Raw genomic sequence first — 23,188 nt, forward strand, 5'->3', positions numbered from 1 at the left:
TTCTTATTTCTCGGAGTTAAACGCTTCTGTCCCGACCTCTTTTACGTTCATGTTAGTTGTTTTTACCAAAAATTCTTAAGAAAGCTAAGAATAAGTTGATGAAGTCAAGGTATAATTGTAATGCGAAGAAAACGGCCATCCCAGTACCTGCTTGATCACCTGTTTGCGCATAGACTTGGCGTATACGTTGGTTATCATAAGCAGTAATCCCTGAGAAAATTAGGACCATTAAAATGGAAATAAAGAATTCTACAGCACTACTGTGTAAAAGGAACATATTTAGCAACATCGCAATGATAATTCCGATTAAGGCACTATAAGCGGCATGACCAACTGCTGATAGGTCTTTCTTCGTAAAGACACCTACTAATGACATCGCGCCAAAGGTAGCTGCTGCACTTAAAAATGCGCCGGCCACTGTTCCACCAGTATACATTAATAACGTCACGGATAAAGTGACACCATTTAATAATGCATACGCAACAAATCCTGCAATCGCAATGGTTGGATTCTTCTGTGCTTTTGCGCCTAGATATAAAACTAAGCCAATTTCAACAAGCCAAATCATCCAAAAAGCTAAGCTTGATTGGAATAAAGTAGCTAGAACAGGTAAAAAGACAGTTGTCATTGCATAAGCCATGATTGCGCTAATACCAATTCCTAACGCTAAAAATCCGTAAATTTTGGCATAAAATTTATTCAAACCTGTGCCAGTTTGGATATACTCTTGATTATTCATAAGTTAAAGTCCCTTCTTTCTCTGTTAGTTCATCAATCGTCACTTGGGGTGGTTGAACCATCACCACTGCATCTAACACGCGATTTTCTTGCTCATTAACAGCCTCAACTGAAATGGTAATCACATCTTTCATTTTGTCGACTTTGATTACTTCTAATTGGAAAGTCAATGTTTCGTAATGAAAAACGGGTTCCACAAAGTTCACAGAGAAATTCACAACATGTGAACCTGGTCCTGGTAAATGTTTTGAAATCGCACTAGTGATAATTCCCATCAGCATAATTGATGGTACGATTGGTTTTTCATATTCTGTTTTTTGGGCATAATCATGTTGGATATATAAAGGATTCGCATCATTGGTCAAGCCCAAGTAAAGTAATAAGTCCTTGTCTTCAATTGACTCTGTCAAGGACAACGAATCTCCCTCTTCGATATCTTCGATGGTTTTGCCTAATTTTCTCGGTTTTCCGATATTCAAATTAGTACACCTCCATTATTGATAAGATAATTGTACCAAAATGTACTTAAAAGGCAAGCTAAAAAGTAGTCTTTAAAGGATGTTTAAACAAAACCAACTTATCTGCCATGCTAGATTTTAAAAACAAACAACGGAACAGGAGCAGCTTCTTATTTTTTGAAGCCAGATACCCCTGTCCCGATTTTGTTTATGTTCTCTTATAAAACGTTTCTAGTTGTGTTACTTAGTAATGTTTCGTAGGCTTGTTCAAATTTCTGAACGTCGCCAGCACCCATAAAGACCACCACTGCATTTTCAAAATCTAGTAAAGGCGACACATTATCTTCGGTAATTACTTGTCCACCTTTTTGAATTTTTTCACCTAAATCTTCAATGCGTACCTCGCCTTGTGTTTCACGCGCAGAGCCAAAAATATTACATAAGAATACTTCATCTGCCAAATCCAGTGCTTCAGCAAATTCATCCATTAAGGCAATTGTTCGTGTAAATGTATGTGGCTGGAAGACAGCAATAATTTCTTTGTCAGGATATTTTTGGCGGGCGCCATCAATCGTTGCTTTAATTTCAGCTGGATGGTGCGCATAATCATCAACAATAATCATGTCACTGACTTTTTTCTCGCTAAAACGACGTTTCACACCTTTAAAACTTAGCATTTCTTCTGCGACTTTTTGCATATCAAGTTTTTCAAAATAAGCCACAGCAATCACACCTAGCGCATTCATGATATTGTGATGGCCAAATGCTGGTAAGACAAAATGACCTACAAAATCAGCCTTGTGATAAACATCAAAAGATGAGCCTTCCGTTGTTCGTTGAATATTTCGGGCTTGGATATCATCCTCTTCGCTGACGCCATAATAATAAACTGGCACTTCTGATTCTAACTGGCGAAGATACTTATCATCACCATAAGCAAAAATTCCTTTTTTGACTTGATGAGCCATTGTTTGGAACGCTGAAAAAACGTCCTCAATGCTCTTGTAGTAATCTGGATGATCAAAATCGATATTCGTCATAATCGCATAATCTGGTGAATAAGCCAAGAAATGACGGCGATATTCACACGCTTCAAATGCAAAGAAATCAGCATCTGGTTCGCCGTGGCCAGTGCCATCCCCTATTAAATAACTAGTTGGATTGATACCACTTAATACATGTGCTAGCAAACCAGTCGTACTTGTTTTCCCATGTGACCCTGTTACAGCAATGCTTGTGTACGGTTCGATAAAACGAGCAATGAAATCGTGGTAACGAATTACTTCTGCGCCTAATTCGATGGCGCGGGCGATTTCCTCATGGGTATCTGGAAAAGCATTTCCAGCAATAACAATCATGTCTTTATCAATATTATCTGCATTAAACGGTAAAATAGGGACACCTGATTTTTCAAGATCCCGTTGTGTAAAGAAATACTCTTCTACATCTGATCCTTGAACGTTGTAGCCTTTTTGGTGTAAGACCAACGCTAATGAGCTCATGCCAGAACCTTTAATTCCGACAAAATGGTATAATTTGTTCTCTTGATTTCCCATTATAATCCTCTTCTCTGTCACTATATAAAACATACCTTTTTTAAAAAATTTTCAATCATACGAGATTCATTATCGTATAAAACAAAAAAATAATCAACTATTAAAACAGAATAAAAAACTTACATGTTTCAAATCCACATGCAAGTTTCATCTCTTAACTAAAATATTTACTGTTTTCTAATACAGAACTTGAATCTTCTAGCATCCCACTTAATGGTTTATCCAAGATGCCCTTTTTCTTCTCTTCTGTCACAGGTGCTTCCGGCTCCACTTGAGCATTCGCTTTAGCTAATTTTTTCCCATAAGCAGTTTGACTTTTAGCATTTTTCTTTGCGGCATTCAAACGGGAACGCGAACGTAAATCCAACGCATCTTCGCCAAAACGTTCTAAGTCTGGTTTGATTTGTTGATATTGTCGTCTAGTTAAAGGAATCTCAGGTTCTGAGGTTGGAATATTAAACTTCCGCACCGTTGGATCTTCTTCCGTATCTTTCACTTGAAAAGCCGTTGGTTCATCATCAAGAATGACATATGAACGCCGATCTTTTTTCATTGCTTTTAGCAACTCTTCTTCAGTAAAACTAGGTTCCTGTTCCTCAGGAATCACAGAAGCCGGGATATATTTAGGAACAAAATAAGAAGGTGTCGTTTTCTGCACTAATGGTGATGCGGCAGGTCTACTTGGTTTCGCTACGACTTCTTTTTTTTTATACGTTTGTGTCCAGCCATTTCCTTTTGGCGTCCCAAAAAGGCTATTATTTTTTTTCGTTGCTTGTTTATTTTTCGTTGCTTTACTAGCATGTTTTGTGTAGTCTGGCAAATTAGAACGATGACGTGCTAATTGCTCTTGTTGTGCTGCCGTTAATTGTTGTGTTTGTTTATTTGTAGTTGATTGATTCGTTGTTGGTTGTTGGACGGATGGTGTGCTTTGTCTAGTATCTTCGGCAGATGTTGCAGTTCTTCTGCTACCAGACATTGCTTTACCAATCAGATCATCTTGAAATAAGTTACGTTCATTATCTGTTGGTAATTTTACGCCCTGTTCATCATCATACGCTGGAAAACGGAAATGTTTTCTCTTCACTTGAGCATTATCCATTGCGGTCATTCCTTTTATTTTTCTTTCTCATTAGTTTAACACATTCTCAATGAATACTAAAGAACTTGCCTGAATTTTTAAGAGAACAAAAAAAGAAACCTCCGTTTAAAAAGGTTTCTTTTTTGTTTATTTATCTAGTTGTAATTTGGCAAAGTCCGCTTTGACTTGAATGAATGACTGAAACAATTGTAAAAACTGAAAGAGTCGCGCCCGATTTTCAAATTCACTTCTTGTTTGCGGTAATGGTTTTGTGCGATAGGTTTCATAAACGGTCTTAATTCGATTCATAATTTCTTGTCCATCATTATTCTCTGCAAATGTTTCTGCCGTATATTCCAACAATTGTTGAATATAGCGAACTTGTTGCGCATCAACAGTAATATCTTCTAATAATTCCAACATGTTTTTTAGAATATTACTTTGCATTTTTCTCATCGCAAAGTACTCTAAATAGTACGTATTGGTAGACAGCAATTGATTCTCGGCATGATTTTTGGCCCACGTCTCGCCTGTGCGAATAAAGGTTTTTAAATCTGCACAATGCATGACCAAATTTCGCTCTCCTGCAGCGTTGTTTAAATGTAGCGCCATTTCCCTTAAAATTTTACGAAACATTGTTTCAATGACTTCTTGGTCTTCTCTTAAACGTTTTTCTGTATCAGGCATATAGGAATTAGCTAATAACGCTAGTCCCACACCAATACTCATTAATAAAAACTCATTTCCAATAATCGCCCAAGAAAGATTTTTTTCGACTAAATAATGAGTTACCAAAACGGAACTCACAACAATCCCATCAGATAATTGAAAATACACAGCTGCTGGAATAAATAATAACAAAAAAATACCAAAAGCAATCGCTGTAAAACCCAAAAAAGTAAAACAAATATACGCTAAAATAGTTGCTAAAGCTAAGGATAACAAACGATAAATTCCTGTCATGACAGATGTTTTTTTCGTGCTAGTAACACTTAAGACCGAAATAATCCCTGCCGAAGGGGCATAAAGTAATCCCAGTTTTTCCGCAATAATCATTGCTAATGCAGCGCTAATGGCTGTCTTGACTGTTCGTAAACCAATTTTCATGCATACTCCCCTTAAAAAATAATAATTCTTCACTTTTCTCTAGTAATTTTACCTCTATTTCGGTTATCATTAAAGAGAAAAGTTATTTAGGAGCGAATATTTATGATAGTGGGTCGATTTCGTTTAGGCATGCGAACGTTAAAAACAGCAATTGCTGTCATGCTGTGTATTCTTTTATTTCAATTTTCCCATCGTGGCTCACCTATGATTGCCTGTTTAGCAGCTGTTTTTTCGCTAAGACAAGATTTAAATACCAGTTTGTCTTTTGGAAAATCGCGCATTATTGGAAACACATTGGGTGGCTTTTTAGCTTTGCTTTATGTATTAGCACAAGATTATTTTCCTAATCAACACTTAGTAGAATTACTGCTACTACCACTTTTAGTCATTATCGTCATCGTTGTTTCTGATGGGATTAATAACAATGCTGGGATCATTTCTGCAACTGCGACACTTTTAATGATTTCTTTAAGTATTCCGCAAAGCGATTCCTTTCAATATGCAATGGAACGTGTGTTGGATACATTCATTGGGACCTTTATAGCGATTGGTTTAAACGTCTTTTTACAACCTAAGCCAGCAGAAGAAGCCCATGAAATTTCTGAAGATTTAGCTGAATTAGAAAAGAAAGAAAAAGAACTAGAAACTTTACGCCAACAAGTTCAAGCGCGGATTGCTGCAGAAGAAAACACTGATGACAAGGCAAATAAATAAAGAAACAGCCGATTGAAGAGAATAACAATCGGCTGTTTCTTTATAGTTCCCAATTCGTTTTTGCTTGAAAGTTGGCGGCTGCGCCAATCAAGTTGGCATCATTTTGATAATGGCAGGTCACGATTTCTGGAACAAAATCTTTTAATTCAAAGGTCTGTAAATGCGTTAGCATCCGGCGATTAATCTCTGCTAATAAGCCTTCTTTAGCAGAAACACCGCCTCCGAGTACAATCATTTCAGGATCATAAGAAAACTGTAAGCCGAATAATCCTTGTGTTAAATAATCATAAAAATTATTGACTTCTTCGCGAGCAATCTCATCCCCTCGTTGTGCCAGTTCAAAAACTTCTTCTCCTGTCACCGCCTGTTTTTCGACTCCAATTCGTTCACAATAGCGCTGAGCCATTTTGACAGCTGTGCCAATTTCACTGAATGTTTGGCCATTACTTAAAAAGTTCAGTCCAAACTCGCCTCCATATAAATGAGCGCCTTTGTACAATTCACCATTGCGAAAAATTGCTCCGCCAATTCCTGTCCCAATAACGACAAAAAGCACTTCTTTTTTCCCTTTCGCCGCGCCTTCATATATCTCAGCTAAACCAGCACAATTCGCATCATTTTCGATAGTCACTGGTAAGCCAAACAACGCTTCTAATTCTTCATAAATGTTAAAATGATGAATATATGGAATGGCGGAAATCCCTAAAATCTGTTGACTTTTTTCGTCAACTACTCCAGGTGAACTAAAAGCAACACCACTAATCGACTCATTTCTTTTGTCTGCATAAACCGAATATAAATGCGCTTTCATTTCTTCCCAAGAGCCAGGTGTTGGAAAGCTCCCTTGATTTGTTAATTCTTTGCCTGTCCAAACGCCGTATTTCACGGAAGAACCGCCAAGATCAAATGCTAAAATTGCCATATTTATCCATCCTTTTCTACTTCTGTTTTCTTATTTCTTCGATACGTATACGGTCCATGATAGGTCTCATCAGGATTTTTCGTCAAGCGAAATTTCAACGGAACATAGTCAATGCCGCCTTTAACAAAAGGATGACATCGTAAAATCCGTGCTACCCCCATCGTTGTTCCTTTGACACTTCCATGTGTATGAATTGCATCAATCATATATTGTGAACACGTTGGGTAATAGCGACAACGTGCAGGCAATCCTGGAGAAATAAATCGTTGATAAAAACGAACACCGCCGATTAACGGATTTTTCATAAAGTGCCTTCTTTCTAACTAATTCTTACTAAAGAATAGCTTGTTTTTTCATGTTTGGCAAGTCTTAGTTACGAGAAATTACACCAGGTGCACCTATGACGAATTCTTACATTTCTGTTGCTATCCAAATGAAAAAAAACGTGCTACACTATAAAAAAAGGAATGGAGGCTTAGTAAATGGGATTAAAATTTGAACGTTCCAATGACTTAGATAAACTCTTCGATTCTTTCGCCGTTGATCCATTAAAGAAAGAAGTACCTCTTGAAGAACTGGCAAAACAACGACAAGAAGTAAAAAAAGAAGAAGCAAAAAAACAAGCAAAAGAGTAATTTTGCTTGTTTTTTTCTATAGAAATTTTTCAATTGCTGTCCAAGCTGCTTCTTTTCCTTCTTTTGTTTCAGAAGAGAAAATAATAAAGTCATCTTGTTTATCAAAATTCAAGGCTTTTTTGATGACACTCTCGTGTTTGTTCCATTTGCCCCGCGGAATTTTGTCTGCCTTAGTTGCCACAATAATAACTGGCAAATCATAGTATTTCAAAAATTCATACATTTGGATATCATCTTGGGTCGGCGGATGACGTAAATCAATTAAAGAAACGACTGCACGTAATTGCTCACGTTGCGTGATATACGTTTCAATCATTTTTCCCCACTTCGCACGTTCTGTTTTAGAAACTTTGGCATAACCATAGCCAGGAACATCCACAAAGTGTAAGGCATCCTCAATTAAATAAAAGTTTAGCGTTTGCGTTTTACCAGGTTTACCTGAAGTTCTTGCTAAATTTTTACGATTAATCAAGGTATTAATAAAAGATGATTTCCCAACGTTCGAGCGTCCAGCTAAAGCAATCTCCGGTAACTGAGATTCAGGATATTGTTTAGGGGATACCGCACTAATCACGATTTCTGCATTATGTACGTTCATTGTTTTCCTCCGTTCTTCTGTTCAGTCTTTCATTCAAAAGCTTAACAAAAACAGCTCTTTCGGAGATCCGCCGAAAGAGCTGTTTTCAGCTTCAATCTTATACAGCTTCTTTATCTTTTTTGTTATAAATAATTGTTGGTTTACCGGTACCTTCAGCGGCCATTTTAGTAATGATAACTTTTTCAATGCTTTCATCTGAAGGAACATCAAACATTACGTCCATCATAATTTCTTCAATGATTGAACGAAGTCCCCGTGCGCCAGTATTACGTTCAATGGCTTTGGCTGCGATGGCTTTTAATGCTTCTGGTTCAAATTCTAATTTAGTGTCATCAAGAGACAATAATTTTTGATATTGTTTCACCAAGGCATTCTTCGGTTCTGTTAAAATTCGAACTAAATCATCATTCGTTAATTTATCAAGCGCAGCCATTACAGGTAAGCGTCCAATAAATTCTGGAATTAAACCAAATTTCAATAAATCTTCTGGAATAATATGTTGCATGATGCTTTCTTCTTCATTTAAAGCAGAATTAGTTTTACCAAAACCAATAGTTTTTTCGCCTAAGCGGTTTTTAACAATGGTTTCAATTCCATCAAATGCTCCACCAACGATGAAGAGAACATTCGTTGTGTCAATTTGGATAAATTCTTGATGTGGATGTTTGCGGCCCCCTTGTGGTGGTACACTTGCAACTGTTCCTTCAAGAATTTTTAGTAAGGCTTGTTGAACACCCTCACCTGAAACATCTCGAGTAATCGAAACATTTTCACTCTTACGGGCAATTTTATCAATCTCATCAATATAGATAATGCCCTTTTCCGCACGTTCAACATTATAGTCAGCAGATTGTAGTAATTTTAAAAGGATGTTTTCAACATCTTCCCCTACATAACCTGCTTCTGTTAAACTGGTCGCATCAGCGATTGCAAAAGGTACATTTAATGTTTTTGCTAACGTTTGAGCCAAGAAAGTTTTACCTGAACCTGTTGGTCCAATTAAACAAATATTACTTTTTTGCAATTCAACGTCATCTTGAGTTGCAGCTGTTTCTGATTGATTCACACGTTTATAGTGATTGTAAACAGCAACAGAAAGTGTGCGTTTTGCACGTTCTTGTCCAATAACATATTCATTTAAAACATTTAAAATTTCTTGGGGTTTTGGCACATCCGTTAATTCTCGGACTGCTTCATCATAAAATTCTTCATCAATAATCTCTTTACATAGATCAATACATTCATTACAAATATAGACACCCGGACCAGCAACAATTTTTTTTACTTCTTCTTGTGTTTTCCCACAAAATGAACAACGAACGGTCCCGTTATTATCCGTATTGTCGTACATGTTCGTCACCCCTCTAAAAATCAAAAAATGACTGTCATCACAGTCTCTCATCATAATAGCACAAACCACTTTAAAATGCGAACATCTCAGATAGAAAGTTTTATTGTTCTTAGACTTCTTATGGTATACTACATTATATAAAAGCACTTTCATAAAAAGTGATTGTGTTGAAACAAATTGGAGGAATTGTGATGTTAGAACAAATTTTACTAGGTACCTATACTCGAAGAGCCAGCCAAGGCATTTATAAAATTGCATTAGATACGACACAAGGTCGTTTAACAGAAGCGACACTTTTGTTAGAAGAAACGAGTCCTACCTATCTTGCTCTGAGTCAAAAGGGCGAACTTTTTAGCGTCACTAATGTTGACGGTGAAGGTGGCACTGCCGCTTATCAACCAGAAATGGACCATTTTAACTTATTGAATAAAGTAACTGAGGAAGGTGCGCCGCCATGTTATGTAGCTGTTGACGAAAACCGACAACTTGTCTATGCAGCAAATTATCACCAAGGTATCGTTCACGTGTATCGTATCTTAGAAGATGGTTCTTTGGAAGATGCTGACAAAGTGATTCATACAGAGCCAACTGGTCCTCATGAAAACCAAAACAATGCCCATGTTCATTACACAGATTTGACACCTGATCAACGCTTAGTCGTCTGTGATCTAGGAACCGATCGTGTGTATACGTATAATGTTAGCTTAGATGGAAAGCTTTCTGAGATTGCTCAATTCGTGACTGAGCCAGGGACTGGTCCACGTCATTTAGTGTTCCACCCAACAAAATCATTGGCTTATTTATTTGGTGAATTAGATAGCACTGTTTCAGTTCTTTCATATGATGAAACAGATGGTTCTTTCACTGAATTACAAAAAGTTTCTACTTTACCTGCTGATTATGATGCGTTTAATGGTGGTGCTGCGATTCGTATTTCTTCTGATGGCCGTTTCCTTTATGCTTCAAACCGTGGCCATAACTCAATTGCTGTCTATGCTGTTTCAGAAAATGGCGAAGCGATTGAACGAATTCAATTAATTTCAACAGAAGGCGATATTCCGAGAGATTTTGATTTAGATCCTTCTGAAGATTTCATCGTTGTCGCTAATCAAGACTCTGATAACTTAACACTTTATCGTCGGAACCAAGAAACAGGCTTATTAGAAATGATTCAAAAAGATGTTGCTGTTCCCGAATGTGTTTGTGTTTTATTTGTATAATTAAGTTGACTATTTCCTTGGAAAATAACAGGAGTCAGATGCTAATTAATGTTTGCATCTGACTCCTGTTTTCTTATTTTAAACGATGGATTAGTTCTCCAATTCTTTAACGTATAAATAAAAAGAGCCAAAGTCTAAGCGATTCATTTGTAAAGATTCATGAATTTTTGTGAACCCTTTACTTTCGAAAAATCGAATCATTCTATGGTTTGTATGATTAGTTTGAGCATACATTTTACGTCTTCCTTCCCAGACTGCTCGTTTCTCCAATTCATGGAACAACAAACTGCCATAACCCTTGGCAATATAATTAGGCGAAGTTGCAAAGCGCTTTAACCAAACAAAGTCTTGTTCCTGCTCCATACATAACGTTGCCATTGAAAAAATCATTTCTTCGTGCACTAGCAAATATAATCGTTTTTTTGTAATGTCTTCTTGGATATCTCCTTGAGAAGGATAGTCCTTTGTCCACTGTGTAATGCCCACAACATCCATATATGCCTTTACTTCTGTTAAAAATTGAAGAATCATCGGTAACTCTTTCTCATCAGCCACTCTAATTTTCATTGTTTATTCTCTTAATAAGGTAACAATAGAATCGATAAGACAATCACACTAATAATGCCAATGATGGTCGGTACACTCGTCCGTTTTAAAATTCTGATGGGACTAACTCCTACTGTTGATGCGACAATCATGACAACTGCTGCTACAGGAGAAATCGTTCTAGTTAAATTCGCAATCATCTGCATTGGCAAGGAAATTAAAATACCATCAATCCCAGCTTTTTCAGCAATCCCAGGAATTAGTTCGATAACCGCATAAAACATTGCCAGTCCACCACCGCTTAAAATTCCAAAAAGGGTCGTTGCACCGCTGAAAATTAAGGTCGTGACAATTCCTGCTGAACTTGATGCTTCGACAGATGCCATAATACTATCAATAATTCCTAACGTTTGAATCGCAGACGTGAACAATGAACCGCCTACGACAAGCATCACAACTTGACTAAACCCTTGCCCCATTCCTTTAAACATCTCGACAGCCGTATCTTGAACCTTTTTAAAAGATTTCAAGCGAAGCGTCTCAACCAATACAGCAATGAAGAAAGAAATAAATGTAAGAACAAAAATATCCATCGTTATTCCTTTAATAAACATTCCTGCGATTCCCACTCCAACAATTAATAATAGCGGTAATATTGGCAATATTGCATAAAATTTAGGAACATCAAATTCTTTTTGTTTGCTTAAGCCCTCTTCATTTAATGAAACATAGGCAGCCTCACCTTCTTTTTTATCGCAGTATTTTTGCCAGAAGTACTGTGCAACCGCAATGATTAATAACGATGGCAGCGAAATTTTGGCATTCCATACAACATAATTTAACACATCATAACCAAGGGTATTTGCGGCGATTACGTTATCCGCGCCTAAAGGTGTTGGCATGATAGTTGCCGTCATTGCAATCACACCTGCAGCAGTTAATGATGAAATCCCCATGCTGGCTAGCATCGGATATAATATAGACATTAAAATAATCGCTAAACTTGATGCACTAGGAACTACTAGTGACATTAAATTTCCAATTAAAAAGACCACAGGGACAAATAACGATTTACGTTTAATCTTCATTAATGGTTTCACCAAAAAGTTGACAGCCATCTGATTGGCCCCGATTGCATTCATATAGCCTGAATAACCAAAAAGAATCATAATTACAATTCCTGCTGAACTCACTTGTGCAATAATTGTATCTTTAAACTTCAAGAAAATATCAAATAATCCAAAACCGGTTCCTTCTCCTGCAGGATAAATGGGATGTCCTAACATCCATGCACATGCAAGTAGAACAAGCGCACCAATAATTAAGCTGAGTGCGGGATGATAATTTTTTACAATCAAATAGGCTACAACAACTAAAACGACCAATACCAATAAACTTTCAATCATACTTATCCTCCTTCAGTTAATTAACCGCTTTCATTTTTTCGACAACCCATTTTTGAAAAGCTTCAACATTTACATCTATACAGGCAACAGCATTCGTGTTTTTATGATACTTCATTTTTAAATCCGCAACAGTAGCTCCCGCAGCTGGACCTTCCAAAGCAACTTCAATGAACGTTTCAGTTGTCTCAAATAATTCTGGTGAAGTTAAATAGGCAATCGCACAGACATCATGCATTTTCAAACCTGTAGTTAGACTGCCGCCTCTATAATGACGGAAAAGACCATAAAACATTTCCCCAACTCTACCAAGCGCTCTGATGGCTGTTACTTCATGATTCGTTAACACAGCTTGACTTGTAACATCTAATCCTACCATTGTTAGCGGGACACCTGATTGGAAAACAATTTGTGCAGCATGTGGATCGACATACGTATTAAATTCGGCACTTGTATTTGTATTTCCCCTTGCTAATGAGCCACCCATCATGACGATTTCTGCAATATTCTCTTTGACTTCTGGATAGAGGGTCAGTAACAAAGCAATATTCGTTAATGCAGCAATTGGAACAATGGTCAAAGGAACATCACTAGACAGAATTTCTTTTCGCATAGCTTCCACTGCATGAATATCTAAACACGTAGAGATAGGTTGCGGAAACTCAAAGCCATCCATGCCAGTCTCCCCATGAATCTCAGCAGAATCTTCCAATTGAATAAGTAACGGACAATTACACCCCTTGGCTACAGGAACCTTTTTCCCAAAAAAATCGACAAGTTTCAAGGCATTATTTGTTGTTTTTTCTACATCTACATTCCCTGCAACCGTCGTTATTAAGCGAACTTCTAGGTTAGGATGATTCAGTGCAATCGCTAAAGCTACAGCATCATCAATTCCTGGGTCCGTATCAATAATGATCGGTCTTTTCTTTGTATCCATTTTTCTTCCTCCATTCACATTTAGGAAAAACATTTCCGGAAACGTTTTCTTAACTTGAGATTAACAGCGCTTTCATTAAAAATCAAGCAGAATTTCTAAATAATAAATAATTAGGCTTTTTCTTGACTTTCTGCTTTTAGAATGCTTACTATAAAAAAGAGTTCAGTGAAAGGACGAAAATGATGAATATTAAAGATATTGCAAAATTAGCTGGCGTTTCCGCTTCAACTGTATCCAAAATTATAAATAATAAAGATCAAACTATTAGTAAAGAAACCCGTGAGCGTGTCTTAAAAATCGTTCGAGATTACAACTACACACCTTACTCAGCAAATCTCGTCACAAATAGTACTACAAAAACCTTCGTGTTATTATTAAATAGCCATGAAACTTTTGAGGCTTGGGTTACGAGCTTTATTGATAAAGCTCAAGAAAATGGCTATAACTGCTTGATTTTAAATAGTCACGGTAGTTTAGAACAAGAACTGAAAAATATTACCTCGCCAACTTTAAAACAAGCCAGTGGCATTATTTGGGACCCAATCAATGAAAACAGTAAACAATACGCGAAATTTATAGAAGAATTAACGATTCCTTACTATTTCGTCAATCACTCAACTAACGAATTACCTTCTCTAGCGGGGCTTTATGAAGAAGCTAGTTATGTTTTAACCCAAGAATTATTACAGAATAACCATAAAAAAATTAGTTATTTCGTCACTAACCCAAAATATAAAGAAGCAATTATTGCAGGCTATAAAAAAGCCTTATTTGATGTCAATTTACCCTTTAGTAAAGAAAATATTTTAACTACTATCCCTGCTGATTTCAGTAATCAGCTTATCACAGATGGGATTACGGGTATCCTTACTGATGACTATACCCAGGCTGTTTTTTTGGAACAGCTTTTAAAGCAGAGCGGTTTGCGAACCCCCGATAATTACTCTTTACTCGCAATTAAGCGAAAAATTGATCGTTCATTTTTACCTGATCATATTTCTTCCGTCTTATTAGATACAGAGACGTTTGGCAGCCAGTTAGCCTTATCATTGCTTAACAAACGCAAAGAAAAAACAGCCTTGATTAATGAGGCTGAAAAATTGGTGCTAGATCACAAAAATACATTAGGCATGTCTAGTGTTAATCCACATAGCAAAATGATTGTAGTGGGTAGTTTAAACGTTGATAATTATCTGTATTCAACAAATTTACCACATAACGGCAAAACAAATTTTCTGTCTAGCTATGCTAAATTCCCCGGCGGAAAAGGATTAAATCAAGCTGTTGGCTTAACCAAACTGGGGCATCAGGCCACCTTAATTGGTTGTTTAGGCTCAGACACAGATGCGAATTACTTATATAAAGAATTAGAAAAATACCACGTTACGACAGATGGTATCACACGTATTCAAGATACTGAGACTGGTCAAGCTTATATTTATGTTGAGACAAGCGGCGACTCCATGATTTCAATCTTACCTGGTGCAAACACAGCGCTTACACCTAAAAAAATCGCACAGCAAAAACACCTATTTATGGATGCCAGTTTTTGTCTCATTCAAACAGAAATTCCTTTGTCTGCTGTAAAAAAGGCTTGTGAAATCGCCCAACATTCAGGGGTACCGATTATTTTAAAACCAGCTGCTATTCATCATATTCCAGTGAATATACTAGAAAAGGTTGATTTTTTCATTCCCAATGAAGATGAATTATTGGAACTTCAACCAGATACTGGTACATTAGAAGAGAAAGCGGCGTACTTCTTAGAAATGGGCGTAAAAAATGTCATTGTTACTTTAGGAAAAAAAGGCGTGTTATTAAAAACACACCAAGTGTGCCACTATTTTCCTGCAACAGAAAATATAGCTGTGGATAGCACTGGTGCCAGTGACAGCTTTATCAGCGCGCTCGCCTCCTATCTTTCGAAAGGTTATCCGACTGAAGCAGCCATTCAAATAGCAATTCAGGCTGCAGGATTTTCAGTTTCTAAAGAAGGGGTGATTGATTCTTTAGTTGATCACGTCACTTTGGAAAATTATTTGATAAAAAAAGAACCCGCTCTTTTTGCTCATCGTAACACCTGTGTCGACTGACACAGGTGTTTTCCTGCTGAATATCTTGTTATTTTCTCATAAACCAATGAGAATTGTTCTTTTTTATTACAATTTATTAGGCGAACTATTATAATAAAAGAGAAGTTATTACTAAGGAGTGAGTCTCATCAAAACACAAGATGCCATAAAAACATTTTTACTTTCAAAGAAAACACAAAAAAAATTGGCTGTCTTTTTATACTTAGCAAAACAAACGAACCTTGATTTATCTAGTGTTGCCCGAAAATTCGATCTTTCTACTAAAAATTTATCAATTTATCTTCGTGAAATTCAAGAAGACTTAGCAACCCTTCCTGAAAATACCTTAGAGATTCAGATCCATCACGGAAAAATTTCATTACATACGACTTCCAATGATTTTCTTTCCCACTATTTTTTATTATTTAATTATTACTGTGTCCATTCTACTGACTTCATTCTTTTTCAAGCAATTATCAAAAAAGAAAACAATTCTGTCTGGAAAGTGAGTCAAGAAACTAATTTTAGCTCATCTTACATTTACAAACGGTTAAATAACATTAATAAACTATTTGGTTTGTATGGAATTTCCGTCCATTTTTCCCCCTCCGCGAGTAAAGTGATTACAGGTTCTGAATTTCAAGTCCTATATGCTTTTCTTGATGTCTACTGGACCATCTTTTTAAATACCTTAGCCTTACCACGTTATACCTCTACTTATTTTGAAGATATACTGACGCAACATATTAAACCAGAAATTCTTGAACGCTTGGAACACGCTTCTCTACTAAAATTAAATTTACTTTTACACATCGCAAAATATCGCTTTCCATATACTTGTGAAGATGATCTCCAAAAAGAATTTGAAGAACATCCTTATTTAAGGCTTTTCTCAGACTCAAAACAAACTATTTTTTGTTCCCAATCAAATTTTTCAGAAGATCAACAGCGGGTTGTAGATATCATTGCACCCATTGCCATTGATAATTTTGATTCAGCAAAACGAGCCAAAGATTTACTGGTTGCTCTAAATGAAATTTCTTGCCCAGAATATTTCTACGTTGATTCTTTATTAACCAATTTTTGCGAAGTTTTTCAAATTCCAAAAATGCGTGAATTTGATCGTCATTACTTCTTACTTATTTTATTTAAAAATATTATCTATAACCAATTATTTATTTCGCAGCAACCAAATACCGCAATTCTAGATTTTTTAGTCAATAAAAATAGTACTTATCAAAAAGATTTACAGAAAAAAATTTATGCTTTTTATCGAAACTTTTCAGCGCATTCCCCTTATCAGTTAAGATTTAAGGATCAGGAGAACCCAATTTGGACATGTGAATTGTTGTTACGAATTTATAAGCACTATAGTCCCCGCAAAAAAATTAAAATTGGTGTTGCATATTCTCGCGATTTTTACATTGCTAGCTTTATTATGATGAAAATCAAGCAAGCATTTAGTGAGGATATTATTTTTGAACGAACCGATTTTTCTAGTTGTGATATTGTGATTACTGACTATCCCTTATTTGATTTACCAAAAGAAATAGACCGAATTTACATTTTAGAAGAAGAATTAACCCGAGAAGATTGGGAACTAATTTTCAGTAAAATAAGTATCGCCATTTTTGATTTGCAATATTAAAACAAACACCACAAGCGCTAACTTGTCTCACCAACCATAATGAAAACAAGCGACCTACAAACCACTTCTGCCAGTTTTAGTCTGACAGAAAATAGTTTGTAGGTCACTTGTATATTGCTGTTCTTTTCTACGTTACCTTCAAGACAATCTAGTAAGTGGGTACACGTCGTACTTCAGTCCTTAAAGTGCTACGGTTCCACCGCTAATCAGTTTTTAAGCCTGAGACAAAAATCCAAAGTGTTTTTTGTCTCAGGCTCTTACATTTTTTCAACAAAGATGTTACTAGGCACTACTTGAAGCTGAAAACTATTTTCTCTATCAAGATTCCTCATCAGTAGACTCAAATTTAAAACTTTTTTCTATAAAAGCAACTTCTTTTGCGTATGTTTTTACAAAAGAAGAATAGTCTTTGGGATCTTTGACCTTTTCCAATTGGTCAACAGAGACTTCTAATTCAAATCCCGTCCCATCTTTAAAGAGATAATATTTTGAGATGTCTGTATATCCTTGATTCCGTTTTAAAATATAGCCAGTTTGTACATCAGCAATTTTATCAATTGGGTATGCTTTGATAAACTCTTTACTTGTATCTAAATAATCAGAAAGACTGTTGACAAGATTGCCAGAAAGGTACATACCTGCCGATGTATAATAGTCTCTTTTTTCATAAAAACTGATATTGCCTAGATATTTTGTATCTGGATACTCCTCTGTAGAAGGTAAAATTAAAAAGTTCTTTCCGCCACTGGTTTCAATATCGGCATCGCCGATAATTTCTATTTGGTAGCCTTGATTAAATAAAAGTTTATTTTGTTCTATTGTGACTTTTAGTGGTTTTTCTAAATCAACAGGTCCAGTTGTGGTAAGTCCAGCTTCTTTTAAAGGATAAACATCTTCTGATGAAGCGGAGTAATCCCAATAATCATCTTTCTCCGCAAGATCAATATATACTATAAAGCCAATTGCTACAGCAATGCCTATCCAAATAATTTTTTTGTTCTTTTTTTGTTTTTTCTTTTTTTTCGTCTGTGGTTTTACCACTTTTTTATTGGGGTTAGGAAGTTGCTTTGCTGTGTCTGTTCTTGTGACAGGAAAAAACGACCATTTTGGCTTTTGAAAAAGCGCATCATATGTATCATAAAAATTCTTTTGTTTAGCCATTTTTTCTCTCCACTAATTTTTTTGATAAGGAAATTTCCTCAGATGCTTCGGAGACTAATTTTTCGTAATCATCTGTGATACTTTCCGACAACACTCGTATGGTACTTAAGATACCATTGGTTGCAAGTGTTATTTCTTCTGTTGACAATTTATCTTCTTTAATGCTTAAAAACCGTTCTGATGCTCGTAAAATCTCTGGTACCTTATGATATAAAAAATCACTAAAATGAGTAATTGCTTCAGGATACTTCACTAAGTGTTTAAAGATGCCTTTAGCGGAAGCAACACCCAGTTCTACTTGTTCAATTTTTTTTAAATTTCGTGACTTATTCGTTAGTTCGTTTAAATAAATAATTTGTTTTTTTAATTCGTCCATAATTCTTTGGTACATCTCTAGGTCACTGTCCGTTAGATGGTGCGTCGTTTGATATTTTTTCAGATTTTTTTTATAACGGAAATACGTACGACCATTTCTATAAATAACCCAACCGATGTACCCAGCGCCCACTAACAAAACCATTATCCCATTCAAATCATGTACTCCTTTTTAAATTAGTATATATTACTGAACACATTGTCCAGCTTAAAATTGACAAATAAGTATGAAATGTTACTCCCCCAATTACTTGTGCACTTTTATTGTATCATATAGGAAAATTGTTCTGTTCCGCATTTGGACAAATTGTCTAAATGTCTAAGGAAATCTTTTTTGGTTTAAATATGTAGCAAAAAACACTTGCAAGAATTGATTACTTCTCACAAGCGTTTTTTATTGTCTAAAACAACTATTTACATTTCATTTTATTAAATAGTGAATAAATAAATTACTGCAGCTAATGAAGCACCTAAGATAGGTCCCACAATTGGCACCCAAGAATAAGCCCAATCGGAATCACCTTTTGTTTTCACAGGAATAATTTGGTGCGCTAAACGAGGTCCTAAATCACGTGCAGGGTTAATTGCATAACCTGTAGGTCCGCCTAATGATAGACCTAGTCCTAAGACCAAAATCCCAACAAGCATTGGATTAATGCCAGCCGCTAAGTCATTTTGAGAAAAGGCTAGTAAGCCAAAAACCAAAACAAATGTGCCGATAATTTCTGTTAAAACATTGGCTGGATAGTTACGGACAGCTGGACCAGTGGCGAAGGTTCCTAAAATAGCACCTTTGTCTTCTGTAATGTTCCAATGGGGTAAATAAGCTAACCAGACAACTAAACCACCAATAAAACCGCCTAGGACTTGAGCTACGATATAAGGTAAAACCATGCCCCATTCAAAGTTTCCAGTAATTGCCATCGCAACTGTTACAGCAGGATTTAAATGCGCTGGACTCATATACCCAGACATGTAAACAGCTAATGTAACAGCAGCGCCCCAACCTAAAGCAATAACGACCCAACCAGAAGCAAAGGCTTTGCTTTTCTTCAAGTTAACTGCGGCACAGACGCCATCCCCTAGTAAAACTAAAATCATCGTTCCGAAAAATTCACCGAATAATTGTGTCATCATCGAAGTTCCCATTTTTTCTTCACCCTACTTTCAAATTTTTTAAATCTGATTCTTCAATTACTTTTTCTAATGTTTCAATGTGTCGTGCTCTTTCTTCCGCTGTCCATTGATAATGCTGTGCCATTTCTTCAATGACTCCCGCTTTCACTTGGTCCAAACGATCACGCATAAATAATAAGTGGTTGGTCCGTCGCAATAAAAAGTCGACGGGTGTTAAAGCCATTTCTTCTTCCATCGCATAGTTTAAAGAGACAGTTTCTGTTAAGGTTAAACCAGGAATTACTTTGGCATCATCAATCATTTCAAAAACAGTTGGTACGTTGGAGCCATATAAATGAGCTAAGTATAATGCATCCTTTTCACTTAACCCTTTAGACACGCCATGTTTTGCCAACGCTTCTAATTCTTCGTCTACCGTTGCAGGGTTCAATTTCCCGCCTGAAACTGGATAGTTTTTAGAATCAATTAAGGTGAATTCTTTCTGGTATTCTTCTGCTAAGATGGTTTGAATCATTTTCATCGCACCTTCTGCCATTTTACGATAATCTGTTAATTTCCCACCAGCCAAAGTGAGCAAGCCATCCGCTGATCTTTCCAATGAGCTGCCTCGAGAGACAGCTGAAGGATTGACTTTATTTTCCACCAAACTGTCTTCCAGATGGTTTAGGACTTCTTCAATTTCTCGTTTATCTGTTTGATTTTTTTGGTATCTGTCAACGACATCAATGACTTCATCAATACTTTTATCTGAAAGTTTGCCATTGTTTCCCCCGTTATAATCTGAGCCACCGTTAGCAGAAATTAAAGGTCGTAAGCCAGCCCAGCTGGCTTCAATATCATCAATTGTCAATTGTACCTCTGGATAACGATTATTGACTACTTCCAATAGGTAATCCACATCACTTTGTTCTACTGTTGGATGTTGAAAGTCTCCATGGTAATCTGTATCCGTCGTCCCAAAATATGTTTTTTCTTCTCTTGGAACAACGAAGACCATGCGGCCATCTTGTTTACCTGTATCAAAATACGTTGGTTGAGGAACATTTAAACGGCTTTTGTCGACAACTAAATGAACCCCTTTGGTTGGACGCATTTGTGGTGTAAATGAATCGTTTTTGTCTAAGCCTCTTAATTTATCTGACCAAGGACCAGTAGTATTAATTAAAACATCTGCGTGAATCTCAAACTGTTCATCAGTTAGTAGGTCCTTTGCTTGAATGCCAGTAATTTTACCTTCATCATTGTATAAAAAGCCCACCGCTTGAACCCGACTCACAGCATGTGCCCCGTCAGCTACTGCTTGTTTAATATTTTCAATAACTAAACGAGCATCATTATTTCGGTAATCTAAATAAACACCGCCACCTTGTAGACCTTCACTTTTTAGTTGTGGCTCACGTGCCAAAACCTCGTCTTTTGTCAACAGATAGTTGGCGTACTTGGTACCTGTTACATCAGCTAACTGATCATATAAATCCATTGCTATTTTGACAGAAAATAGATTAAATGTTGCATTTGGCTCATCATAAATCGGCAGTAACATGGGATCCGCTTTAGGGATGTGTGGCGCAATGGATTGAACGACGGCTCGTTCTTTCACTGTATCTGCTACCACCTCCACGTCAAACGTTTTCAAATAGCGGATACCACCATGAACTAATTTGGTTGATCGTGAAGAGGTGCCCTCTGCGAAATCCTGCATTTCAATTAACCCTGTCTTCATTTTAGCGGCACTGGCTTGCAGAGCAACGCCTGCGCCAGTAATGCCACCACCAATAATTAAGACATCTAAGTGTTGTGTTTTTAAAGCGTCGATTGATTGTCGGCGTGTTTCTATTGAGAAAGTCATAGAAAATTCCCCTTTTCCATTTACTTATTTTTACGTTTGAATTGTTGGGTAGCTGCTACTGCTTGTTGCCAACCTTCATATAAATCTTCTCGTTCTTCTTCCGCCATAATTGGTTCAAATTGTTGTCCTTCTTCTTGGAATGCTTTGATTTCTTCTAAGTCTTTCCAGAAGCCAACCGCTAAGCCCGCCAAGAAAGCTGCGCCTAAGGCCGTTGTTTCTAAGTTATGGGCTCTTTGAACAGCAGTGTTTAAAATATCTGCTTGGAATTGCATCAAGAAATCATTGTTTGCTGCTCCACCGTCTACTTTTAAGACGGGAATATCTATGCCTGTATCTTCTTTCATCGTGTCAATAATGTCACGAACTTGATACGCAACTGCTTGAAGTGTCGCTTTGACAAAATCTTCTCTCGTGGTACCACGTGTCAATCCAAAGACAGCCCCACGCGCTTGTGAATCCCAATATGGTGCGCCCAAACCAGTGAATGCCGGAACCACATAAACTTCATTGTGTCCTGTTGACGCTTTGGCTACTGCTTCAGATTCAGCAGCCGTTTGCAACATTTTTAAGCCATCTCGTAACCATTGAATCGCTGAACCAGCCACGAAGATACTTCCTTCCAAGGCATAATATACTTTGCCGTTAATGCCATAGCCAATAGTGGTAAGCAGATTATTTTTAGAAAGTTGAGGTTCTTCGCCAGTGTTCATGACAATAAATGAGCCTGTTCCATAGGTATTTTTAACCATCCCAGGTTCAAAGGCCATTTGACCAAATAAAGCGGCTTGTTGGTCACCAGCCATCCCAGCGATAGGAACTTCACTTCCGTAAAAATGGTAATTTTTTGTTAGTCCATACACTTCAGAGTTCGAAACGACTTTCGGTAACATCACTCGTGGGATATTTAAAAGATCCAAAATTTCTTGATCCCAATCTAAATCATGGATATTAAACAACATCGTCCGACTTGCATTTGAATAATCAGTGACATGAGTATCTCCCGTTAATTTCCAAACGAGCCAAGTGTCAATTGTCCCAAACATCAATTCTCCATTTTCTGCACGTTCTTGCGCACCTTCTACGTGATCTAAGATCCAACGAACCTTCGTTGCTGAGAAATAAGCATCAATGATTAACCCAGTTTTTTCATGAATCATTTCGCTGTAGCCATCTTCTTTTAGTTGATCAGCAATAGGTGTCGTTTGGCGTGATTGCCAAACAATTGCGTTATAAATTGGTAACCCAGTTGCTTTGTCCCAAACAACGGTTGTTTCCCGTTGGTTTGTAATCCCAATTCCGGCAATATCTGTAGGTTTCACTCCTGACTCAATTAAAGAACCTGCAATAACGGATTGAACAGAATTCCAAATTTCATTGGCATTATGTTCCACCCAGCCTGCATTAGGAAAATATTGAGTAAATTCCTTTTGTGAACTACCAATTTTGTTTCCTTTTTTATCAAAAATAATTGCACGAGAACTAGTCGTTCCTTGATCAATCGCCATAATGTATTTTTCTTCTGCCATGATAATTCCTCCTAAACGTTTTTGAAATCGTTTTCTTTATATCCCTATCTTACAAACAAAAGAATAACTAAACATGTCAAAAACTTTTTTTATTTTAAAAAAATTGAAAGGATTTCTACTAAAACCAACAAAGACAACGCTTTCAATAATACTT

General features: G+C 36.7%; 22 protein-coding genes. 5 read left to right on the plus strand and 17 right to left on the minus strand.

Annotated features, from left to right (window positions below; genetic code table 11):
* Nucleotides 1-52: 52 nt before the first annotated feature.
* From PYW42_RS08210 to PYW42_RS08230, 5 genes are all read right to left on the minus strand, one after another.
* Nucleotides 53-739 carry a Bax inhibitor-1/YccA family protein gene (locus tag PYW42_RS08210; protein ID WP_002364139.1) on the minus strand — a complete coding sequence of 229 codons (687 nt, stop codon included), beginning with the start codon at nucleotides 737-739 and terminating at the stop codon, nucleotides 53-55.
* Nucleotides 732-1,217 (minus strand): MaoC/PaaZ C-terminal domain-containing protein, encoded by a 486-nt coding sequence (locus tag PYW42_RS08215; protein WP_002357164.1) that lies wholly within the window; start codon nucleotides 1,215-1,217, stop codon nucleotides 732-734. The genes PYW42_RS08210 and PYW42_RS08215 overlap by 8 nt, the downstream gene beginning before the upstream one ends.
* Nucleotides 1,218-1,414: 197 nt before the next feature.
* The gene (murC, locus tag PYW42_RS08220; RefSeq protein WP_002360065.1) at nucleotides 1,415-2,752 is read right to left on the minus strand and encodes a UDP-N-acetylmuramate--L-alanine ligase; all 1,338 of its coding nucleotides are present in this window, start codon (nucleotides 2,750-2,752) and stop codon (nucleotides 1,415-1,417) included.
* 154 nt (nucleotides 2,753-2,906) lie between these two features.
* A complete protein-coding gene (locus PYW42_RS08225; protein WP_002360064.1) occupies nucleotides 2,907-3,860 on the minus strand; it encodes a hypothetical protein in 954 nt (317 codons plus the stop codon).
* 117 nt (nucleotides 3,861-3,977) lie between these two features.
* A complete protein-coding gene (locus tag PYW42_RS08230) occupies nucleotides 3,978-4,937 on the minus strand; it encodes an aromatic acid exporter family protein (RefSeq protein ID WP_002360063.1) in 960 nt (319 codons plus the stop codon).
* Between the two features lie 102 nt (nucleotides 4,938-5,039).
* On the opposite strand from PYW42_RS08230, the gene PYW42_RS08235 reads away from it, so the two are divergent.
* The gene (locus PYW42_RS08235) at nucleotides 5,040-5,651 is read left to right on the plus strand and encodes an FUSC family protein (protein ID WP_002364140.1); all 612 of its coding nucleotides are present in this window, start codon (nucleotides 5,040-5,042) and stop codon (nucleotides 5,649-5,651) included.
* A gap of 40 nt (nucleotides 5,652-5,691) precedes the next feature.
* Here PYW42_RS08235 and PYW42_RS08240 read toward each other — a convergent pair whose 3' ends face one another.
* Nucleotides 5,692-6,573, minus strand: a complete 882-nt coding sequence (locus PYW42_RS08240) for an ROK family protein (RefSeq protein ID WP_002360061.1) — start codon at nucleotides 6,571-6,573, stop codon at nucleotides 5,692-5,694.
* A 2-nt stretch (nucleotides 6,574-6,575) separates the two neighbouring features.
* Nucleotides 6,576-6,878, minus strand: coding sequence for a membrane protein insertion efficiency factor YidD (gene yidD, locus PYW42_RS08245; RefSeq protein ID WP_002357157.1), 303 nt, complete (start codon nucleotides 6,876-6,878; stop codon nucleotides 6,576-6,578).
* 177 nt (nucleotides 6,879-7,055) lie between these two features.
* On the opposite strand from yidD, the gene PYW42_RS08250 reads away from it, so the two are divergent.
* Nucleotides 7,056-7,208, plus strand: a complete 153-nt coding sequence (locus tag PYW42_RS08250) for an SPJ_0845 family protein (RefSeq protein ID WP_002357156.1) — start codon at nucleotides 7,056-7,058, stop codon at nucleotides 7,206-7,208.
* Between the two features lie 16 nt (nucleotides 7,209-7,224).
* On the opposite strand, the gene yihA is transcribed toward PYW42_RS08250, so the two are convergent.
* Together yihA and clpX are read right to left on the minus strand one after the other, a co-directional pair.
* Nucleotides 7,225-7,806 carry a ribosome biogenesis GTP-binding protein YihA/YsxC gene (yihA, locus tag PYW42_RS08255; RefSeq protein WP_002357155.1) on the minus strand — a complete coding sequence of 194 codons (582 nt, stop codon included), beginning with the start codon at nucleotides 7,804-7,806 and terminating at the stop codon, nucleotides 7,225-7,227.
* A gap of 97 nt (nucleotides 7,807-7,903) precedes the next feature.
* Nucleotides 7,904-9,157: an ATP-dependent Clp protease ATP-binding subunit ClpX gene (gene clpX, locus PYW42_RS08260; protein ID WP_002357154.1), complete on the minus strand. Its 1,254-nt coding sequence runs from the start codon at nucleotides 9,155-9,157 to the stop codon at nucleotides 7,904-7,906.
* A 191-nt stretch (nucleotides 9,158-9,348) separates the two neighbouring features.
* Here clpX and PYW42_RS08265 point away from each other — a divergent pair, with 191 nt between their 5' ends.
* Entirely contained in the window at nucleotides 9,349-10,377 is a 1,029-nt protein-coding gene (locus tag PYW42_RS08265; RefSeq protein ID WP_010816130.1) for a lactonase family protein, read from the plus strand.
* 90 nt (nucleotides 10,378-10,467) lie between these two features.
* On the opposite strand, the gene PYW42_RS08270 is transcribed toward PYW42_RS08265, so the two are convergent.
* Genes PYW42_RS08270 through rihC form a run of 3 tightly spaced genes read right to left on the minus strand, consistent with a single transcriptional unit; the run spans nucleotide 10,468 to nucleotide 13,299 of the window.
* Nucleotides 10,468-10,944 (minus strand): GNAT family N-acetyltransferase, encoded by a 477-nt coding sequence (locus PYW42_RS08270; protein ID WP_002360059.1) that lies wholly within the window; start codon nucleotides 10,942-10,944, stop codon nucleotides 10,468-10,470.
* Between the two features lie 11 nt (nucleotides 10,945-10,955).
* The gene (dcuC, locus tag PYW42_RS08275) at nucleotides 10,956-12,329 is read right to left on the minus strand and encodes a C4-dicarboxylate transporter DcuC (RefSeq protein WP_002360057.1); all 1,374 of its coding nucleotides are present in this window, start codon (nucleotides 12,327-12,329) and stop codon (nucleotides 10,956-10,958) included.
* A 16-nt stretch (nucleotides 12,330-12,345) separates the two neighbouring features.
* The gene (gene rihC / locus PYW42_RS08280) at nucleotides 12,346-13,299 is read right to left on the minus strand and encodes a ribonucleoside hydrolase RihC (protein WP_002383111.1); all 954 of its coding nucleotides are present in this window, start codon (nucleotides 13,297-13,299) and stop codon (nucleotides 12,346-12,348) included.
* A gap of 146 nt (nucleotides 13,300-13,445) precedes the next feature.
* Between rihC and PYW42_RS08285 the strand changes: the two genes are divergently transcribed.
* Both PYW42_RS08285 and PYW42_RS08290 read left to right on the plus strand, forming a co-directional pair.
* Complete coding sequence (locus PYW42_RS08285) at nucleotides 13,446-15,359, plus strand: PfkB family carbohydrate kinase (RefSeq protein ID WP_002392196.1); 1,914 nt, start codon at nucleotides 13,446-13,448, stop codon at nucleotides 15,357-15,359.
* A 118-nt stretch (nucleotides 15,360-15,477) separates the two neighbouring features.
* A complete protein-coding gene (locus PYW42_RS08290; protein ID WP_002364143.1) occupies nucleotides 15,478-16,986 on the plus strand; it encodes a helix-turn-helix domain-containing protein in 1,509 nt (502 codons plus the stop codon).
* 318 nt (nucleotides 16,987-17,304) lie between these two features.
* On the opposite strand, the gene PYW42_RS08295 is transcribed toward PYW42_RS08290, so the two are convergent.
* The 5 genes from PYW42_RS08295 to glpK all read right to left on the minus strand — a co-directional run bounded on the left by PYW42_RS08295 (nucleotide 17,305) and on the right by glpK (nucleotide 23,034).
* Nucleotides 17,305-18,147 (minus strand): hypothetical protein, encoded by an 843-nt coding sequence (locus PYW42_RS08295; RefSeq protein ID WP_002364144.1) that lies wholly within the window; start codon nucleotides 18,145-18,147, stop codon nucleotides 17,305-17,307.
* Nucleotides 18,140-18,667, minus strand: coding sequence for a 5-bromo-4-chloroindolyl phosphate hydrolysis family protein (locus PYW42_RS08300; protein ID WP_002384387.1), 528 nt, complete (start codon nucleotides 18,665-18,667; stop codon nucleotides 18,140-18,142). The genes PYW42_RS08295 and PYW42_RS08300 overlap by 8 nt, the downstream gene beginning before the upstream one ends.
* A 284-nt stretch (nucleotides 18,668-18,951) precedes the next feature.
* Entirely contained in the window at nucleotides 18,952-19,671 is a 720-nt protein-coding gene (locus PYW42_RS08305; protein WP_002357140.1) for an MIP/aquaporin family protein, read from the minus strand.
* Between the two features lie 7 nt (nucleotides 19,672-19,678).
* On the minus strand, nucleotides 19,679-21,508 hold the full coding sequence (gene glpO / locus PYW42_RS08310) for a type 1 glycerol-3-phosphate oxidase (protein WP_002384386.1): 1,830 nt from the start codon (nucleotides 21,506-21,508) through the stop codon (nucleotides 19,679-19,681).
* 20 nt (nucleotides 21,509-21,528) lie between these two features.
* The gene (gene glpK, locus PYW42_RS08315) at nucleotides 21,529-23,034 is read right to left on the minus strand and encodes a glycerol kinase GlpK (RefSeq protein WP_002357138.1); all 1,506 of its coding nucleotides are present in this window, start codon (nucleotides 23,032-23,034) and stop codon (nucleotides 21,529-21,531) included.
* Between the last annotated feature and the right edge of the window lie 154 nt (nucleotides 23,035-23,188).

It is taken from the genome of Enterococcus faecalis (assembly GCF_029024925.1).
GTDB lineage: Bacteria > Bacillota > Bacilli > Lactobacillales > Enterococcaceae > Enterococcus > Enterococcus faecalis.

Excerpts from the sequence above, each read along its gene's own strand:
- PYW42_RS08250 (WP_002357156.1), top strand. The coding sequence starts at position 7,056 with ATGGGATTAAAATTTGAACGTTCCAATGACTTAGATAAACTCTTCGAT.
- PYW42_RS08225 (WP_002360064.1), bottom strand. The coding sequence starts at position 3,860 with ATGACCGCAATGGATAATGCTCAAGTGAAGAGAAAACATTTCCGTTTT.
- yidD (WP_002357157.1), bottom strand. The coding sequence starts at position 6,878 with ATGAAAAATCCGTTAATCGGCGGTGTTCGTTTTTATCAACGATTTATT.
- glpK (WP_002357138.1), bottom strand. The coding sequence starts at position 23,034 with ATGGCAGAAGAAAAATACATTATGGCGATTGATCAAGGAACGACTAGT.
- murC (WP_002360065.1), bottom strand. The coding sequence starts at position 2,752 with ATGGGAAATCAAGAGAACAAATTATACCATTTTGTCGGAATTAAAGGT.
- PYW42_RS08230 (WP_002360063.1), bottom strand. The coding sequence starts at position 4,937 with ATGAAAATTGGTTTACGAACAGTCAAGACAGCCATTAGCGCTGCATTA.
- PYW42_RS08235 (WP_002364140.1), top strand. The coding sequence starts at position 5,040 with ATGATAGTGGGTCGATTTCGTTTAGGCATGCGAACGTTAAAAACAGCA.
- PYW42_RS08270 (WP_002360059.1), bottom strand. The coding sequence starts at position 10,944 with ATGAAAATTAGAGTGGCTGATGAGAAAGAGTTACCGATGATTCTTCAA.
- glpO (WP_002384386.1), bottom strand. The coding sequence starts at position 21,508 with ATGACTTTCTCAATAGAAACACGCCGACAATCAATCGACGCTTTAAAA.
- rihC (WP_002383111.1), bottom strand. The coding sequence starts at position 13,299 with ATGTTTTTCCTAAATGTGAATGGAGGAAGAAAAATGGATACAAAGAAA.
- PYW42_RS08210 (WP_002364139.1), bottom strand. The coding sequence starts at position 739 with ATGAATAATCAAGAGTATATCCAAACTGGCACAGGTTTGAATAAATTT.
- PYW42_RS08305 (WP_002357140.1), bottom strand. The coding sequence starts at position 19,671 with ATGGGAACTTCGATGATGACACAATTATTCGGTGAATTTTTCGGAACG.
- PYW42_RS08240 (WP_002360061.1), bottom strand. The coding sequence starts at position 6,573 with ATGGCAATTTTAGCATTTGATCTTGGCGGTTCTTCCGTGAAATACGGC.
- yihA (WP_002357155.1), bottom strand. The coding sequence starts at position 7,806 with ATGAACGTACATAATGCAGAAATCGTGATTAGTGCGGTATCCCCTAAA.
- PYW42_RS08300 (WP_002384387.1), bottom strand. The coding sequence starts at position 18,667 with ATGGTTTTGTTAGTGGGCGCTGGGTACATCGGTTGGGTTATTTATAGA.
- PYW42_RS08285 (WP_002392196.1), top strand. The coding sequence starts at position 13,446 with ATGATGAATATTAAAGATATTGCAAAATTAGCTGGCGTTTCCGCTTCA.
- PYW42_RS08295 (WP_002364144.1), bottom strand. The coding sequence starts at position 18,147 with ATGGCTAAACAAAAGAATTTTTATGATACATATGATGCGCTTTTTCAA.
- clpX (WP_002357154.1), bottom strand. The coding sequence starts at position 9,157 with ATGTACGACAATACGGATAATAACGGGACCGTTCGTTGTTCATTTTGT.
- PYW42_RS08265 (WP_010816130.1), top strand. The coding sequence starts at position 9,349 with ATGTTAGAACAAATTTTACTAGGTACCTATACTCGAAGAGCCAGCCAA.
- dcuC (WP_002360057.1), bottom strand. The coding sequence starts at position 12,329 with ATGATTGAAAGTTTATTGGTATTGGTCGTTTTAGTTGTTGTAGCCTAT.